At 52.2% G+C, this 18,714-nt stretch carries 10 protein-coding genes; 7 read left to right on the top strand and 3 right to left on the bottom strand.

The window, feature by feature from the left end; all coding sequences use genetic code 11:
* Positions 1-332 precede the first annotated feature (332 nt).
* Entirely contained in the window at positions 333-3,587 is a 3,255-nt protein-coding gene (locus FHS18_RS29935) for a carbohydrate-binding protein (RefSeq protein WP_183604081.1), read from the top strand.
* Positions 3,588-3,683: 96 nt separating this feature from the next.
* On the opposite strand, the gene FHS18_RS29930 is transcribed toward FHS18_RS29935, so the two are convergent.
* Positions 3,684-4,790 (bottom strand): PRK06851 family protein, encoded by a 1,107-nt coding sequence (locus tag FHS18_RS29930; RefSeq protein WP_183604080.1) that lies wholly within the window; start codon positions 4,788-4,790, stop codon positions 3,684-3,686.
* 318 nt (positions 4,791-5,108) lie between these two features.
* Entirely contained in the window at positions 5,109-5,468 is a 360-nt protein-coding gene (locus tag FHS18_RS29925) for a winged helix-turn-helix transcriptional regulator (RefSeq protein WP_183604079.1), read from the bottom strand.
* A 134-nt stretch (positions 5,469-5,602) separates the two neighbouring features.
* Between FHS18_RS29925 and FHS18_RS29920 the strand changes: the two genes are divergently transcribed.
* The 3 genes from FHS18_RS29920 (at position 5,603) to FHS18_RS29910 (ending at position 16,063) form a co-directional block, all read left to right on the top strand.
* Complete coding sequence (locus FHS18_RS29920; protein ID WP_183604078.1) at positions 5,603-6,235, top strand: NAD(P)H-dependent oxidoreductase; 633 nt, start codon at positions 5,603-5,605, stop codon at positions 6,233-6,235.
* A 95-nt stretch (positions 6,236-6,330) separates the two neighbouring features.
* On the top strand, positions 6,331-6,894 hold the full coding sequence (locus tag FHS18_RS29915) for an SDR family oxidoreductase (protein ID WP_183604077.1): 564 nt from the start codon (positions 6,331-6,333) through the stop codon (positions 6,892-6,894).
* Between the two features lie 295 nt (positions 6,895-7,189).
* Entirely contained in the window at positions 7,190-16,063 is an 8,874-nt protein-coding gene (locus tag FHS18_RS29910; RefSeq protein ID WP_183604076.1) for a cadherin-like beta sandwich domain-containing protein, read from the top strand.
* A gap of 105 nt (positions 16,064-16,168) precedes the next feature.
* On the opposite strand, the gene FHS18_RS29905 is transcribed toward FHS18_RS29910, so the two are convergent.
* Positions 16,169-16,495, bottom strand: coding sequence for a YmaF family protein (locus FHS18_RS29905; protein ID WP_183604130.1), 327 nt, complete (start codon positions 16,493-16,495; stop codon positions 16,169-16,171).
* A 136-nt stretch (positions 16,496-16,631) separates the two neighbouring features.
* Here FHS18_RS29905 and FHS18_RS29900 point away from each other — a divergent pair, with 136 nt between their 5' ends.
* The 3 genes from FHS18_RS29900 to FHS18_RS29890 all read left to right on the top strand — a co-directional run bounded on the left by FHS18_RS29900 (position 16,632) and on the right by FHS18_RS29890 (position 18,604).
* Complete coding sequence (locus tag FHS18_RS29900; RefSeq protein WP_183604075.1) at positions 16,632-17,030, top strand: hypothetical protein; 399 nt, start codon at positions 16,632-16,634, stop codon at positions 17,028-17,030.
* Between the two features lie 381 nt (positions 17,031-17,411).
* On the top strand, positions 17,412-18,182 hold the full coding sequence (locus FHS18_RS29895) for a nucleotidyltransferase domain-containing protein (protein WP_183604074.1): 771 nt from the start codon (positions 17,412-17,414) through the stop codon (positions 18,180-18,182).
* A gap of 44 nt (positions 18,183-18,226) precedes the next feature.
* Positions 18,227-18,604, top strand: a complete 378-nt coding sequence (locus tag FHS18_RS29890; RefSeq protein WP_183604073.1) for a hypothetical protein — start codon at positions 18,227-18,229, stop codon at positions 18,602-18,604.
* Positions 18,605-18,714 lie beyond the last annotated feature (110 nt).

Here is an 18,714-nt window from a genome sequence, read left to right as displayed (position 1 = left end):
TAGAGTCGGCTTAGGTCCCTAAATTCGCGATCTCGAGTGGTCGTCCGGAATGTTTGTCCCAAATTCCGTTGGGTTAGTCAACGGAACAAATGACATAACATTTTAAACCATATAGTATATTGACATAATCTCGATATAATATTAAATTGAAAATGTAAGCGCTTAAGACATGATGGTGAGGCTGACATATGAAGGATGAATGGAAGTGAGGTGACAGTTGGAGCACGATAGACAGGAATTTGGCTTCATCTGAATTACTTTTACCGTATCCGTCGGGATCTCTGAAGACCCGCGGGCTTCTCCCTTAAAATATCGACAATGGAGGTTATCTGATGTCCGCTATGAAGAAGAAGCTGCTAAGACTGGTCACCGTTCCGCTGATCGCGGCTCTGTCGCTCACGGCGACGCCGGCGTTCGGCCATTCAACCGCTCACGCCTTTACTTCATCCGATGCCGAAACGGCGATCCAGGCATTCAATGCAAAGTTCTGGGATCCGGGCGCCAAGATGTTCTGGAAAGACTCGAAACACAGCAATCATCAGGATTTCTGGGTAGAGGCCGAACTGTGGGAACTGGTTATGGATGCTTACCAGCACACGAACGACCCGGCGCTGAAAGCGCAGCTTCGCGCCCAGATCGATGATCTCTACGAGGGCACCGTCGCCCAATACGGCGAGGATTGGACCAATAATCCGTTCAATGACGATATTATGTGGTGGGCCATGGGCGCAGCCCGAGCCTATCAAATCACCGGCGATACCAAGTATTTGGAACAAGCCCAATATCATTTTGACTTTGTCTACGATACGCAGTGGGACGACAGCTTTGCTAGCGGCGGGATCTGGTGGCTGAACAGCGATCATTCGACCAAGAATGCCTGCATCAATTTTCCGGCAGCCCAAGCGGCGGTCTATCTCTACAACATTACGGGCGAGCAACGTTATCTCGATGCGGCGACCCGGATTTTCAAGTGGGGCAAAACGATGCTGACCGACGGCAACGGGAAGATTTTCGACCGGATCGAAGTCGAGAATGGACCTATTCCAGACGCTACGCATTACAATCAGGCCACGTTCATCGGCGCGGCTGTCGGGTTGTATCAGGCCACGGGCAACGCGGTCTATCTCGATGATGCGGTAGAAGCGGCTCAATTTACGATGACGCGTCTGGTCGACGCGAACGGACTATTGAATTACGAAGGTCCGAACGGCGATCTGAAGGGCGGCAAAACCATCTTGATGCGCAACCTGGGCTATCTTCAAGATGTATTGGCTTCGCAAACGGACAGCAAATACGCGTCATTCCGCAGCAGCTTTAACGACTGGGCAGCATTCAATACGGAGATGGCATGGAGCCATAAGAACGGGGAGTCCATCGTCGACGGCAACTGGGCTGGGCAACTGCTCGCCGGTACATACGAATCGTGGTCATCGGCAAGCGCCGTTCAAGCGTTAACCGCGATCGCGCCCCAAGAAGCCCCGCTTCGGTACGCGGCGAAGGATCCCTTCAATAAAATCGAAGCCGAACGTTATAACAGCGGTACAGGGTTCGTATTGGAAGGGGCTTTGGAAGGCTCGCTTCAGTTAGGCGGCATTCAGCCGGGTTATTTTGCAGCGTACAAGAACGTGAACTTCGGCTCTAATGGCGCGATCGGCTTTATTGCCCGCGCGGCTAGCGGTACCGGCGGAGGGAATATCGAGATTAGGCTGGACGCGCTAGACGGCCCGAAAGTCGGGACGCTCCGAGTAGAAGGAACCGGCGGCTGGAACAACTATATCGACGCGGTCACGTTGCTGAAGGATGATCAAGGCAACCAGAGCACCATTACCGGCACGCATGATGTCTATCTTGTTTTTTCGAAAACGAAGGACGATTATCTCTTTAACTTGAACTGGTTCAAATTCACGACGACGGATCCGACAGCAACGGATGCATACGCCAACTTGAAAGCAGAAAATTTCAATACCAGCGAAGGACTGAGTAAAAACGAAGCCGGCGGTTATTTGGATGCCATTCATAACGGCGCTTATGCTTCATACAAGGGAATCGATTTCGGAACCGGCGCAGCCGGTGTGTCGGTTCGCGTAGCCAGCGGTAATCAAGGCGGTCAAATCGAGGTCAAGCTGGATAGCCTCCAGGGGCCGACTGCAGGTGTCATCGATGTTCCGGCACTCGGAAGCTGGGATAACTGGGTCGATATTATGGCGACGATCGACGATAAATTAGCTGTCGGCGTACATGACGTCTATCTGATTTTCCATGGGAAGGACGGCTCCGATTATCCGCTTAATCTGGACCAGTTCACATTCTCGACGGTTAAAGGAAATCGACTGGATGCCGCTGGCAAGCTGGAAGCCGAGAATTACACCAGCGCTGTCGGGGTAGGCCGCGAGAATGGCGGAGGGCAAACCTACCTCGCCGGTATTTATGGTCCGAATAAACCGTACGCCATGTACAACTATATTGATTTTGGAACAAACAGCCCTACCAAACTTCATCTTCAAGCAGCCAGCGATACGAGCGGGGGAACGGTTGAAGTCCGAATCGACGGCATGAATGGTCCGGTTATCGCAACCGCTACGGTCACCGGTACCGGCGGGTGGCAGAACTTCCAGGTCTTCTCTGCGGATGTTACGACGCCGGTGACCGGCAAACATATCGTGTTCCTGTTGTTCAAAGGGAACGACTGGCTGTACAATTTCGATAAGTTTACGTTCGGGGATGCATCCGTCTTGAGTGCGCCGACACCTCCGCGCGAGCCGGTTAATGACGGTATTCCGCCTAGCGAAGTGGAGAATGTCCAGGTGAATCGCGACGATGAAGGGATCTCCCTGAATTGGGATGGGCCGTACGATATCGATGGCGACAAGGTTCAGGTCTTGCTGTATAAGGATGGTCAGCAGGTGGGGACCACCGTAGAAGTGAAGCGGGGCGTGCAAACGGCCGCAATCGATGGCGCAGCTGCTGCTCAAAGCGATACCATCGTCATTCGTACCGTGGACAGATGGGGCGTTGCTTCGAATGGGATCCGGATTGAAGCTGCGAACCAGTCATCATACACATTCACGGTTGACGGCACCGAGAAGGTTCAGAATGGAAGCATTTATGATGATTATCAAATCTTTACGTTCCGAGTTGCGGCAAATGGACATTCGATTAAAGCCGCTCAAATCACGATTAACGGTGAACGCTACGAGCTCGACCCACAAGCCGCCGAGCAACAACTGGATATCGATTTTGCCGGCCAATTAGGCACCAAAGATGCAACCATCATCGTAGAAGATAGTCAGGGCAATCGAATCGAACAATCGCTGCAATTCGAAATTACGACGAGCGTTAACTCCATGCGGCAGCTGATTACGCGTTTTGCGGAATCCGGCGAACTAGCGGGACCGATTATTACGAAGCTCAATAACGCGTTAGACCAGGTTCAGCATCAGCTGGATAAAAATCATCAGGATCAAGCCGTTAAGCATCTGCAAGATTTTGTGAAGCATCTGAATAAAGCGAACAATGACGTCAAAGAAGCGGCTAAACAAATCTTACATGCGGATGCGAATGCGTTGATTGCGGATTTGAGCAAGTAAAAGGTTGTTGCTAACTGAAACAGCACTTCAAGGCAGGGGGGTTCCCATGCCTTGAAGTGCTTTATTTTTTTCGCGGACTATTCGGAAGTACCGAGCTTATTCGGAGAGCGGATTCGAGATCAGTTCGTTCCATTCAGACTGTAACTGCTGTTGGAGTTTATCCACGATCGAATAATCGGTAGCGGCAACATAATAAGCTTTCATTTGCGAATCGATGGCCTCGGCTTCCGCTAACAGGGAGGTGGCCTCTTTCATTTTTGCCGAATAACGTTCTTTGATTGCGGCTAATTCGGAGGCGTAGGCTTCATCCGTGCCCGGAGACATCGTAAGCGTATACATATCTAGGATTTCATCCCCGTCCCGATCCGGGAAGTATTCATGGGGAGCGGTACTGTCGAAGATCGCTGTCCCGAGCTGCGGGAATATCAACATATCCAGACTGTTGGGATCGAAGCCGCAATGAAACACGTGAACGTCAATTCCTTTCACTTCGGCAGCGGCGGCTAGCTTTTTGAGCAGCGTCGATTTTCCGGATCCCGGCCTTCCTTTGATGAAAATCCGTCTATCCAACTGCGAGGTTAAGCTTTGAATATGATCGAATGCCCCTTTCGGAGTCGCAGCCCCGAAGAACAAGTGACGCCCGACCGTTGGTGTATCGCTTTCACGACCGGTATATAAGGCTTGAATTAAATCCTGCGCAATCTGGTCGGCTTTCTTGAAATCCATGCTTTCGATATAATATTTTTCCCACTCGTCATGAATCCGCAATGCGGTTAAGAAAGTATCGTATGCTTGCGAATACGCACGCTCAAGCTTATTCCCAAGGTCTTCTATCGTCTTGGTATGTTCCAGGAGATGGCGGTCATAATCAATGGCATCCCCAAAATCGTAATAGACGATATTATCGGCCTGGCTCTCCGTAATCCCCTCGCAGACTCGCCCATCGACCAGCCCAATCTTCAAGCCCGTTAGAATGATGCCATCCAGTTCGTCGGGACGGAGAGGGGAGTGGAAGAATTGCACGTGCTGGCCTTTATCCAGCAAGTTATCCGCCAAGCTTCTAATCACCGTAGACTTTCCGGTACCTTGCGGACCGTTAAGGACGTATATCCGGTCAAGTCCATCAAAGGCTGAGTTATACAAGAAATGGGCTCCGCGCGCAGTGTTGCCGCGTGCAAAGTAGTGAGATGATTGTTCCACCAACTGAACACTCCTTTGTGCCTATTCCGATTCGCAGCGATTACAGGGAATTGGAGCGGAATAAGCATGCATGGGATAAATACCTATGCTCCTGTATATTCCGCATAGCTCACATAGGTGTGCACTTAAAGAAGAGGGGATGAGTAAGTGAGGCTAAAATCTGGCTATCTGGCAGGGTAATTTAAGATCATTCGCGGTAACCCGTATCACAAGTAACGGCAAGTTTTAGGGGGAAATCTCGAAAAGCCTCCTATAACGCGTTGACTGGCATGGTCGGGGAAGGGAGATACAGAATGAAACGGACTAGCATAATTTCGAACGCTAGTCCGTTTCTGTTTGTTCATTATTCTCCTTATTGAACTGCTTTCGCTCGACATGGGCCGCTCCCCATTGATGTAAGACTTCCAGAATTGGAGACAGGCTCATGCCGTATTCCGTGATGGAGTATTCCACTTTCGGCGGGATTTGCGGATAAATGACTCGTTTAACGAGCTCTTCCTCCTCCATTTCGCGCAGATGGAGCGTAAGCATCCTTTGCGTGATATCGGGCAGCAATCTTCTTAGCTCATTGAACCGTAGAGGTTTGCCTTGAAGCAAATGATAAAGGATAATCGGCTTCCACTTGCCGACGATCGAATTCAGCGCCGTAACGAATTGACATTGGACAGGGTTCTTTTGCATTTGTTGACCTCCGTAACAGTACCTTTTTTAATACTATACCACATAATTGTGTGTACTTTAAATAAGTAAGTAAATATTATATGATCAGTCTAGAAAGTGTACTTAATTTAATTACAGAAAGGAAGTTTTGATTCATGGCAACTATACTGTACATCACCGCACATCCCCTTGATCCTCAGGAATCTTTTAGCCTCGCGGTAGGTAAAGAATTTATTGAGGCGTACCGTGAAGCTAACCCAACAGATGACGTTGTTCATTTGGATCTGTATAAAGAGAATATTCCGCAGTTCGATGCGGATGTTTTGCGTGGCTGGGAAAAGCTTCGGTCGGGTTCGTCTTTCGATCAATTGTCCAAAGCCGAGCAATCAAAAGTAGCTCGTCTTGACGAGATTGTCAATCAATACGTGGCTGCCGATAAGTACGTGTATGTTTCCCCCATGTGGAATTTCTCGATCCCGCCGGTTTTGAAAGCATACACGGATGCGACTTCAATTCCGGGCAAAACGTTCAGATATACCAAGAATGGTCCTGAAGGTCTGTTGTCCGGTAAGAAAGCCTTGCACATTCAAGCTAGCGGTTCCGTTTATTCGAAAGGTCCTCTTGCTGAAGTTGAAATGGGATACAGCTATCTGAAAAAGATTTTGCAGTTCTATGGGATTCAATCTATGGAGTCCATTTTTGTTGAAGGAACGGCATCATCAGAGCGAGCTCCAGCCATTAAAGAAGAGGCAATTGCTCATGCTAAGGAAGTTGCCACACGTTTCTAATAAGGGGTTTGGCATCATTCTTGGACTCCCCAAACTTTAAAATTTAATGGGTGACTTTGACTAGACACATTAAATTAAACAAGGAGGCAACGCTGATGAAACTTTCAGGGAACACGATACTGATCACTGGTGGAGGTTCTGGAATTGGTCTAGCTTTTGCAGAGCGGTTTATCAAAGCTGGCAATACGGTCATTGTCTGCGGACGACGTGAAAGTGTTCTGCAGGACGCTAAGGAGAAGTTCCCAAGTCTCATTACTCGAGTTAGTGATCTTGGGTTTGAATCTGAGCGCACGTCAACAAAGCAAGATACGGCTATTGTGAATGTTACGTCTGGGTTGGCCTTCACCCCCCTAGCAATTAGCCCAATTTATTCGGCAACAAAGGCGGCACTACATTCCTTTACAATAAGTCTAAGACACCAACTTTCCGATGCATCTGTAGAAGTCATTGAAGTGGCTCCGCCGGCAGTCCAAACTGCCTTCACCCGTAATAGTGGAGAGCCTTTAGATGCATTCGTGGATGGAATTTTCCAGGGACTTAACGAAGGTAAACAGGAGATTGGCTATGGCTCGTCCATGAATCGCCTGCGCATGTCGCGTGACGAAATCGACATATACGTAGAAAAAATGTATCAAGCGATGAAAGGTGTCGTTGGATAATATGGGACGTTAATGACTGCCAAGGACGTAAATGCCTTCGAAACAAATATTAAAGGGATACCATTTAACTGTCTCATTGTTCATCACGGTAGCCGCTCCTTCTGTCTATACCCGTAACAGCCGAAACTGTTACGGTTTTTTTTGTTAGATTCCATTACCGGCTTAGTCATACCCCGGACATATATGACCAATGTTGTTACTGCTGTCACTACTCCGCTTACGTCATCTCCCGGTACAATGATACAAAACGTATAGTCGTTGCTGAGGTTGATTAGTCACGGGAGAGGAGACAGGAATGAATCGGAGAGCGAAAGCAAGATGGAAGCAAAGGACGGGGTTACTGCTGGCCGCCGTCTTGGCATTAACGGATGTGGGGGCCGCTTCTGCCGCGGGCATACAGGGGGGCGATATGGCAAGTCAATCCGCCGATCCGTTCATGAAGGCGGTGTATGAGGCATTAAGCGAGACGGATCCGATCCCGCCGGATGAAGGAAACGGATCAAGCGGTGAAGAGACGCCTGCCGAAGGAGAAGCGCCTGAAGATGGGGAAGCTTCGGACGGCGGTTCGTCTGGCAATGGAGAAGAGGCGGAGCAGCCGGATACGCAGGCGCCTGACGATGGAGCGGAGGAACCGGTAACGGAGGAAGCGACGGGTCCATTCCCCGCTGTTGCCGTGCCCTCCGAACCGTTGTCATGGAACTTGTTATCCAAGCTCGACCGCACCCCGGTGGGCGCACTCTTCTATACGGATGAACAAGAGATCAAGCTGAGCGACGACGGGCGATATGTGGCGCTTAGAAGGCTCATCTATGACGAGGATCCGATGAAGATGAAGCGGGCGCTGGCCGTCTATGACCGGCTGACCGGACAGACGGAAGACATTATGGTGCCTGGCGCCGTGTTTACCGACGAAATTCTTCATTTCGACATGAGCGGGGATGCCAAATACGTAACCTTCTCCTTCATGAGCGGCACCATGGATCAGACCGTTAACGTGTATGTGTACGATAGAGAGGCGAAGAAACTCAATGTCATTACGCCGACCGCAAGCGATGGCAACTACGGGAACAAGGAGACGAACCGGGTATCGATCAGCGGCAACGGCCGGTATATCGCGTTCGATTCGGAAGCGCAAGGATTGGTTCCGGAGGACACCGACTTCCGCCGCGACGTGTTCGTCTACGACCGCGCCGAGAAGTCGATCGTTCGAATCAGCGCGCCGGAAGGTCTTGGCGAGTACGATTACGCCGACAGCGAATCGCCGGCGATTAGCGGCGACGGACGCTATATCGCTTTTCAATCCCGGACCCCGTTCACGACGGAAGATATGGACAGCATGCGGGATATTTACGTGTACGATAGCAAGGCACAGGACAACGCCTACCAGTTGATTAGCAAAGGCACGGACAATACCCTCGCCGATGGCGACAGCAGACTGCCGTCCATCAGCGCGGACGGGAACGTGGTTGCATTCGAATCCGAATCCGCGAATCTGGTGCCGGACGACACGAATGAGGTTCAAGATATTTTCGTCAGCGACCGCGCGGCGAATACGTTGACGCGCGTATCGGTCCGGGCAGGAGGCATCCCTTTTACAAGAGACAGCCTGTATCCTTCGCTAAGCGATGACGGACGGTACGTCGGCTTCCATCTGGACTACGAATGGGGCGACGATACCGATGAAGATCCGGACAATGACGATGAGAACGATCTGCCGGAGGAGGCTTACGTAGCGGACGTTGCGGCACAAACGGCGTATCCGGTGACGGTGGAGGGCGGCCCTTATGAGCTGGTTCAGCCAAGCACGATGCCTGTCGTCAGCCAAGGCGGTCAGCTCGTCGTGTACCAATCGAATTATTCGTTTACGATTGAAGGTTACCCCGATATTTACGAAGTGCCGGGCGTGTTCATCGCCGCCAAGGGCGAAGCGCCGGCATGGCCGGAAGGCAGCGTGCTGACGGGGACCAATCCAACCGAGGATAGCGTTACGTTAACGTGGGGCAATGCGGGCGGATCGCTTCCGGTGCTTGGTTACCATGTCTACCGGGATAACCAGATTATCGCTTACGTACCGGCAGACGCTTCCGGGAGCAACACGTTTACCGCAACGGGGCTGGTGCCGGCGGCCGCGAACGTTTTCCAGGTCGAAGCCGTTAACGCCGATTATCACGAGAGCTTCGGCGGTCCGACGCATAAGTTCGGAACAGGCGGCGGAGGCGATCCAACCGGAGAGCTGCGAGTTCAATGGGACACGGATAACATACGTTACGGCATGATCTATCCGAACAGCGACATTACCGTTCTCGCCCAAGGGGAAGCGCAGAAGCAGGCGACGGCCGAAGTGACGTACAAGGTATGGACAGGTGAGACAACGCAGGAGACGAAGACCGCGCAGCTGACCTTGACCGAAGGCAAAGCGGGTTCCTACTCCGCGAAATGGCCGATGGCGGACGGGGTAACGGAAGTGACCTCGATTAAGGTGAAGCTGGCCGATCCGGCTAATCCGGGCGGCGGAACCGAACAAACGGCGTTCGGGCTGCCGGTCAAAGTTTCCGGCACGATCGCCATCGACTTCACGAATCCGAGCGGTTCGAATCTGACGGGAAGCGTGCTGTCGGTTGGATCCAGCCGTTACGGCGAACAGCTCTCCGTACTCGCGAACTCGAACACGTACACGCTCCAGGGACTCTACCCAGGGGATACGCACACGCTGATGCTGCGTTCGCCGGATCTGCGTCACACTTGGGGGACAATCGGGCAAGTCCTGGTGGAACCAGGCCGGACGAAAAAGGTCAATATGACGATCGAACCGCCGGCAAGTGTCCGCTTCCAGTTCGTGGATCCGACGGGGCAGCCGGTGAATGGAGTCAAGGTCGAGTTGTTCGGGGCGCAGCAGGTCTTTATCGACAGCGAACAGTCCGGCTGGGATGGCTGGACCGAATGGGAAGAGAATCTGAAGGCGGGCGATAAGCTGACAGCCAAGTTCAATATCGGCGACTTGATGATGGAGCCCGTTCCGAATCAGGAGATTGTCCTTGTGCCGGGCGGGAATGAGCAAGTTATTCGCCTGAAAGCGCCGGGCGAGGGCATTCTGGAAGGGATCGTCCGCGATTCGGCCGGCAAGGTCGTGCGCAATGCGGTCGTGACGTCGACGCAGACCTATAACGGCCAGCAGGTCGTCCGCAGCATGACGACGAACCTCGAAGGCAAATACAAACTGTCCGTGCTTGCCGGCGAGGCGAAGGTGGAAGTGTATGAGAACTCCTACCAATACAGCTCTGAAGGCGTGCTGACAGCACAGGTCAAAGAAGGTGAGTCGACCGCGCTCAACGTGACGGTCCGGCAGCCGAATCAAGGCGTCGTCAATCTGGAAGTCCGGATGAAATATATCGAAGATACGGAGTTCGGCGAGCCGATCGATATGAGCCAGATGGGTTTCCTGACTCAGATTAGCATGGATGACCGCGGTTTGTATTCCGGCTACTTCAGCAACGCATACCAGATTACGGGCAGACCGGGCCAGAAGGTGAATGTATGCGTATCGGCAACGGTGCCAAGCTACATGAACGTTTGCACGGACGTCACGCTCGATGCCAACTCGAACGGTACCGCCAAGCTGTACCTGGAAGAGAAGGGAGCGCGGATCGAAGGCAAGCTGACCAAGACCGATCATAAGCGGGTAAGCGGATCGCTCTATAAGGTTAGCGAAGACGGATATCGGACGTATTCGACGTATGCGAGAGAAGAGGATTTCAATGCCAGCGGGCAATTCAGCATCCATGTTCCGGAACCCGGCTCATATGTGATGGAGCTGTCCAGACAGCTGAATAGCAGCCCGGTGACGTACGAATATGCGGCCGTCCGATTTACGGTTGCAGATCATCAGATTTTACAGGTCGGCGATGTGGCATTCAGCGCGACCAATTATTTTTCCCGCTATAACGGGAATGTGTACGACGCCTTGAACAGCCGCATTGCGCCAGGCGGGACGGTTACGTTCCGGGCGGCCTTCAAGAACAACGCCACGGCGGACGCGACCGAGGCGAAGCTTCTCGCGGAACTGCCGGAAGGCACAACGCCGGTGAAAGACGGATCCGGCAAGATCGTCGTCAGCGGTTTGACGCCGGCCGGGGAAGTTACGCAGGACGGCAGAACGCTGATCATCCCGATCGGGACGATCGAAGCGAAGAAGTCCGGCACGGTCAGTTTCCAGGTGAAGGTCGATCCGGCTTTCAACAAAACCTCGGCGAAGTCGACGGCCCTTATTCAAGCGAAGGTCGGATCGCAGCAGGTGGAAGAGACCATCGGCGACGTTCTGCTCGATGTACCGGTCGTAACGCTGATGGCCCCGGGTGAAATCGCGAATGCCGCGTTCGATATTAGCGGAGTAGCGCCGGCAGGCCATGCCGTGAAAGTGTACGAAGGCGGCGAGCTGATTGGCGCCGTTACCGCGGGCGATTCGGGCTACTGGAAGCTCCGCGTTCAATTGCCGGACGTGACGGATGAACCGAATACGTTCGCGCTGCGTGCCGATGTTGAATCCGGCGGCGTGAAGCTCTCATCTGAAACGGCTTATGTCAGCTATGATCCGGTGAAGCCGAAACTGCTCGAGATCGCGATGGCACAAGCGCCAAAAGGCAAATGGGTCACGCTCAACGTGCGCGAAGGGATGCCGTCGATGCCGTATACGGTCGTTCCGGGCAACCCATTCCAATTCGAGCTGCTGTTCGATAAACCGGATGAAGTGAGGAATGTCCGCGTCTATTTGGACGGACAGACGGGCGAACCGGTGAAAGCCGTACGGGACGGCGGCGTCTACCGCGTACTGGTTCCGACGGATAAAGGAGCGCTCGGCGATATTTATGTCGACTTCGATACGCTGCCGCAGCCTTTCAAGGTCAATGAAAATTTGCCAACGCTCGATGAGGTGCGGGAGACGGTACCGCTTAAGATGCGCGATTTCACGATCGAGGTCGTGTCGCCGTTCGAATTGAAAGACGGTCTATACAGCGGCGTCGTCAAGCTGACATTCCCGCAGCTGGAAGACATGACGATGACGGTCACGCTGACGCTGGAGCCGGATGCGGATTATACGCCGACTCAGGCCGAAGTCGACTTGGCCGAGAAACTGCAGTTGCCGATCTATAACGGATCGACGACGCTGACGGAGACCGATGACGGTTTCTATACGGAGACCAAAGGTTATGTACCGGTCGAGCATATTTTCCCGAATGGCGTACCGAGCGGGCTGGAAGGGTTCCAAGCCGTATCGCGTTCCAGCGCCAGCGCCGTCGGGGGAGCTGTTGTCGCCGTCGGCATGAAAGCTTATGTCGCCAACGGACCGTACGGTAAGGAAGTCGGTACGGTCGCATCGATTAAAGGCAATTACGATGGCATGATGGGTTTTGCCGGCAAAGTGAATAACATCATGTACCGCGTTCAGGCCAGCGGCCTGGACTGCATCGCCGAATTACCGCGCACGGTCAATCAGGCCGGGCACGCGCTGAAATCGCTCGTTGTGGGCGAAGTAAGCAAATTCGCGCTCGGCGCATGGACTGGCGCGATGGGGCTTACGGGACCGGGCGCACTCGCCGCGGCCGGAGCGACTGCCGTTGCCAAGTCGAAGATTAACGATTACGTCGATCAGCAAATTTCCAAGGTCGGCACCGGCTTTAACGTATGCAACAATAATGAGGAAGAGCTTGACGAGGATTCCGACATCTACAAGCTGAAGCGCAAACGGATCGCCAAGCTGAAATGGATTTACGATCCGAGCGGCTATATCTATGAAGCCGTACCGACGAACCGGATAAGCGGCGTCCAAGCGACCGTGCTGTACCAAGATCCGGTTACGAAAGAATGGACCGTTTGGGATGCGGGGCCTTACGAGCAAGTGAACCCGCACAACACGGACGATCAGGGCAAATACGGCTGGGATGTGCCGGCCGGCAAGTGGAAAGTCGTCTGGGAGAAGGATGGCTATGAGACGAAGCAGAGCGCGGAGCTCGACGTTCCGCCGCCGCATACGGAAGTGAATGCGGGTCTAGTGTCGTATGAAGCGCCGAAGGTGAAGACCGTCAGCGGCGTCGTCACGGCAACTGGCAGCTATGTCGATATCGAATTGACCAAGTATGTGAGAATCACGGAACTGCCGGCACAGGCGGTGACGGTAACCGGAGAAGGCGGTACGGCGATCCAAGGTACGCTCGCTTTCGCGGAGCCGGCTGACAACCCGGCAGATCCGAGCGGAGCCGATTTGTCACGCATCGTACGTTTCACGCCGACGACCGCGATTACCGCCGGGGCAGATTACAATGTGAACGTCAAGGCGAGCTTCTTCCAAAGCTACGCCGGCGTCTGGATGACGGAAGGTTACAGCGGCGCATTCGACGTAACCGAACGCGATGAGCGCGGACCGGAAGCTTCCAGCGCGCAAGTCGAAGCAGACGGCATGATTCTCCGCGTCACGTTCGATGAGAACGTCGCGGATACGGTGGATGCTTCCAAATTCAAGCTGAACGGCAGTGAAGATCGGATCTCCTCCGCCGTGAAATCCGCCAAAGAAGGAGAAGGCAAGGTGGTTCTGATCACGTTGACCGATCCGATAACGGCGGGCTCTTCAGGAGAGTTGACCGTACTCGCGGGAGCGGTGACGGACGGATTAGGCAACCCGTCGACAGACAAGACGCTGACGGCAACAAGCGGCCCGGCTGCTTCCAACGATGCGGCGCTCGCGTCGCTGACGGTGGCGGAAGGCTCGATTACGCCGGTCTTCGACCCGCAGACGACGACGTATAAAATAATGGTGCCGAGCTCGATCGCTTCGCTGCGCATTACCGCCGCAACGGCGGATGCGCAAGCTAGACTGTTCGTGGACGGAGCCGAAGCGGTAAGTGGCAACGCTTATGTGGTGCCAATCCCGAGCGCGCTCGAAATTCCGATTCGCGTCACGGCAGCGGACGGCAAGACCGTACGGGATTATATAATCCAAGTAACGCGCGAGCAAGCGCCGGCTTCGACTGACGCGGCGCTGTCAGGCCTCGCGGTAACGCCGGGCACGCTGGATCCGGCTTTTGATCCGGCGAAGACAGCGTATGCGATTAAAGTAAGCGCAGAGGCAACAACGGTAGCCGTTACGGCGACAGCCAGAGATCCGAAGGCGAAGAGCCTCACGATCGAAGGCGCCGCGGCGACAAGCGGCACGGCCAAGACCGTGACGATCCCGGTCGACGGTAAGATCGACATCCAAGTGACGGCAGAAGACGGAACGACGAAGCGTGCGTACACGATTCAAGTCACGCGCGAGCAAGCGCCGGCTTCGACCGACGCCGCGCTGTCGGGCCTCGCGGTAACGCCGGGCACGCTGGATCCGGCTTTTGATCCGGCGAAGACATCGTATGCGATCAAAGTAAGCGCAGAGGCAACAACGGTAGCCGTAACGGCGACTGCCAGAGATCCGAAGGCGAAGAGCCTCACGATCGAAGGCGCCGCGGCGACAAGCGGCACGGCCAAGACCGTGACGATCCCGGCCGACGGCAAGATCGACATCGAAGTGACGGCTGAAGACGGAACGACGAAGCGTGCGTACACGATCCAAGTAACGCGCGAGCAAGCGCCGGCTTCGACTGACGCGGCGCTGTCGGGCCTAGCGGTAACGCCAGGCACGCTGGATCCGGCTTTTGATCCGGCGAAGACATCGTATGCGATCGAAGTAGAGAAGTCGGTGACGACCGTACAACTTACGGCTACAGCCAGAAATGCCAAATCGAAGAGCCTTACGATCGCCGGCAGCGATGCCGTAAGCGGCACAGCGAAGACCGTGACGATTCCGACGAACAACAAGATCGATATCGTCGTAACGGCAGAAGACGGCAAGACGAAACGGACGTACACGATTAAAGTGAAGCAGAAGAATAGCGGCGGCAATGGTGGAGGCGGCGGTGGCGTGTATATCCCAACCCAGCCTGTTCCCGTGGAGAATGTGACGGGGGCTGCCAAGACCGAGACGACAACGAATACCGACGGCACGAAGCTTCTGCGCGTGACTTTGGTTAGCGATTCTATCGCGAAGTCATTGCACAATGGCCCGAACGGCCTGAAAGAGCTGGTCATCCCGTCGTCCGATCCAACCGCTGCCCAGCATGTGCTGGTTATTCCCGAGCAGGCCTATGAAGTGCTGCGCAATCAGCATGCAGACGTTGTGCTGACGATCGGGGGGCTGCAGGTTACCGTACCGGCGGCACTGTTCCAATCCTCGCTGCTGCAGCCAGGTCAATCGCTCCAGCTGACGTTGACGCAACAAGGCGACGAATCCGCTTCGGAAGCAGCCGCGGGTCAAAGCGGTCATGCGCTCTCGCTTGCGGGACCATTGGTATCCGTGAAAGCGGAAGCTGTGCAAGCCGGCGTTGCCGCGGCGCTCGAACTAACGGCGAGTTTGGCGCTGAAACTGGAATTTACGCTAGACACTTCATCGCTTGAAGCCATCTACCGTTATGATGCAGAGCGGTCCGAATGGACTTATGTCCCTGGCCAGCAGCTTCCGGCAGGAGGCGGCACGGCGACGATCGCCATTCGTTCATCGGACATATACGCGGTGCTTCGTTACACAAGACCATTCGTCGATCTGAGCAGCCATTGGGCGGTCGCGGATATTGACTGGATGGCGCAGCGGATGCTCGTTAACGGAACCTCTTCTCAGGCTTTCGAGCCGAACAAGACGATTACTCGGGCCGAATTCGCAGCCATGCTCGTAAGGGCGCTTGATGTGCGGGTTGAAGGAACATCTCCAGCAGAGGAATTCAGCGACATCAGCAAAAATGCCTGGTACTATGACGCGGTTCAAGCCTCCGTCGCGGCAGGGCTGATGAAGGGAATCGACGGCGATACTTTTGAGCCGAATGCGCCGATCACCAGAGAGCAGGCAGCCGTCATTATTTGGCGGGCGTATGCGAAACATGCGGGATTGGATGAACATGCGATTCAAATCGGCGAATTGCGAGCGTTCCAAGATTATGGAGACATTAGCGGATGGGCCGCCGAAGGTATTGCAGGCTCCCTCGCCAATGGGCTCATGCAGGGCAGCGATGCCGGCTTGTTTAATCCTTCGGGTCTAGCAACCAGAGCCGAAGCGGCCGTCATCATGAAGCGTCTCGTGCAGTCCACTGTCTAAGTCAACGAAGCAGTAAGTGGAACAATCCCTTTCGGGCGACCGGAAGGGATTGTTTTTCGTATAGGACGGAGATCAGTTAGTCTTAACATATCATTTAACAGTCGTCTAAGTAAGCGGCGATTGGATGGCGGTTGCAAAATTGAATTGGTGCACATGGCCGTCATTCAAGGTTGTTCGGCCTGTCACGAAGTGAACGTGTTTGCCATTCCCGACCGAGATGGCCGGCCCTGTCAGGATCCTCTTCAAATTATGAAAATGATCCAAGAAATCGGTATGCGTAAATACAATTTCATGTACATGGCTGTTGCCTGACCGAATGGCCTGCCCGGTTACCCCGGCGAAGCGGTGGTTATGACGATCCTCGCCTTCCTCCGCCAATTTGGTGCTTCCTTCGAATTCATGCACATGCCGCTGGTTTTTTTTACCGCCGATTTTTGATCCCTAATAAATGAATGGTATAGCTTCAGTCAGAATTATATGATGATTTAGAGAGCACAATGAACTCTTGAGAATTGGCAGGGTTCATTGGCATGACCATGACCATCATATAGTAAGTCATGAAGCTATAATGGGCAGTTTAGCGCAACAATCGAAAGAAGGCAGACGTCTAGCACATGGAGGGGGCGGTAAGAGCAAACTTAAAGGTAGCACAGAAACCTTACCATACCATCTAACCTGGGGGGTTCAATCCGTAGAGCCTGATATGTATTTTGGAAAAGACATAAAGGTTTATCGATTCACAGTGAAAAATCATCCGTTAGAAAAACGATATAAAGTTGAAACTAATGTATCTATCATGATATGTGAAGGCCAAGTGATAGGTGGAACTTCATTCCCTGTTCAAGGAAAAGACGAAGATGTAATAATGGGGGCCCCTTATTCACTTGATGGAAAAACTTTAGAGGAAGTTACTCAAATGAGTTTTAAAGAATGGTCTGAAAATTGGACGGTTAAATACGGTAATTAAGCTATCAAGGAACATTAGTTCAGCAATCCTGGGAGCAGTTTGCCGCCGCGGCCCTATTTTGAGCATGCTGTGTGCGCGGGTTTTTACACCGGCAGATACGCTTATTTAAAAGGTGTGCGATGGAACCAGTCTTTGATCTTGGCCAGTATAATTGGAGGGTTCAGCATTGTTGAATCGTTCTTGTTAATCGGTGATCCGCTGGCAGACCCGTTCGGTTTGAATATTTTGTATGACCTGTCAATGATTGTGGCGCTGTTGTACGGGAAATGGTTGGCTAAGAGGGAGCGAGATAAGCTGAACCTCGCCAAGTCGAAGAGCGAGACGATGTCAGAGATATAGTAAAGGGCTTAAAAACCCGACACTCTCATAGGAGGTGTCTATATGATATTAGAAAAAGTTATAAATAGAATTGTATTACAAAGTGAATATAAGGATTTTGTTGATAAGTATAGAGATAATATACTTACGGAATTTAAAGGTAAGATTCATAGCATTTATATGTGTGGCTCGATTCCAAAAGGAACTGCTAAACCTTTTAAGTCAGATGCAGACTTTACTATTGTATGTGTAAATTCCAAAGATATTGATTACGAAAGATTGTCAAATATTAAAGACAGGCTTTTAGAAGAATATCCAGTAGTAACTAAGATTGATACGATAATTTGCTCGATTGACGATGTATTAAGTAAACCAAATGAGTGGGGGTTTTGGATAAAGATAATTTGTGTTTGCATATATGGTCATGACGTTGGTGAAAAAGTACCACCGATAATTATTTCTCCAGAGTTCATTTTAGACTTAAATACAGAGACCAAGGAGGAAGTAGATCGTGTACGTAGAGGTTTACTTTCTAATGCTAGTGATAACTCATTGAAAACTAGATATATTAAAGGTTACTCTAAGAGATTAATTCGTGCATTATACTCTTTGGTTTTAGAAGATACAGGTGTATGGCAAGATGACATTATTATGATGAAGAATGCCATATTAAACTATTGTGAGATTGACTCCGCTTTAGTTGATTATCTGTATGCTTGTTACTTGGATAGTAATGTACTTGTTGAAGAGTTTCTGGGAGTTGCAGATGAAGTATATAGCTATTTTGAGAACGCCTTAAATGCAATGGCTGCTTCCAGAACTTCCTTCGGCTAACATCATATTGACGCTCCGGGTCACTCTCGAGTGACCACATCCAGTTGATCATGAGCCGGGCTCTAGTTTTATTGTTCTTGTCTATTTTTATTTTGACGGCATGTGACACTGATGCTGATACGAGTTCCCGTGAAGTTAATGATGACTCGCATAAGTCCGAAAATACTTCTGAGAAACAGGAACCGTTTAATTTCCAAAGGGAGCAAGTTGTCAGAGTGACGATTTACCTTGGCGGCACGGATGAAGTTGTTGCTGACATTAAGGAGTCTGAAAAATTGGATGAATTATCGACCATTCTTCAGGGTGCCCCTGCTTTTTCGGGAGAAGCCCCCGCTGATTGGAACAATACAATCGTGATTCAGTCAAGGGATGGTAGTGAAAGAAACCTTGAGGTAACAGGCAATGGGTACGTCTTTATCTAGCCCTAGCGAGAATACCCCCCACTTCAAGCACTTGCTAAGCGGGGGATGAATCGCATTCTTTTTTGTTCATAATACGAACGTATGTGCTATAATATTCCTATCCATCCTTA

This window comes from Paenibacillus phyllosphaerae, assembly GCF_014192105.1.
In the GTDB taxonomy this organism is placed as follows: domain Bacteria; phylum Bacillota; class Bacilli; order Paenibacillales; family Paenibacillaceae; genus Paenibacillus_Z; species Paenibacillus_Z phyllosphaerae.
The sequence above is the reverse complement of the archived record's forward strand: the minus strand, read 5'-3'. Positions and strand labels throughout refer to the sequence as shown.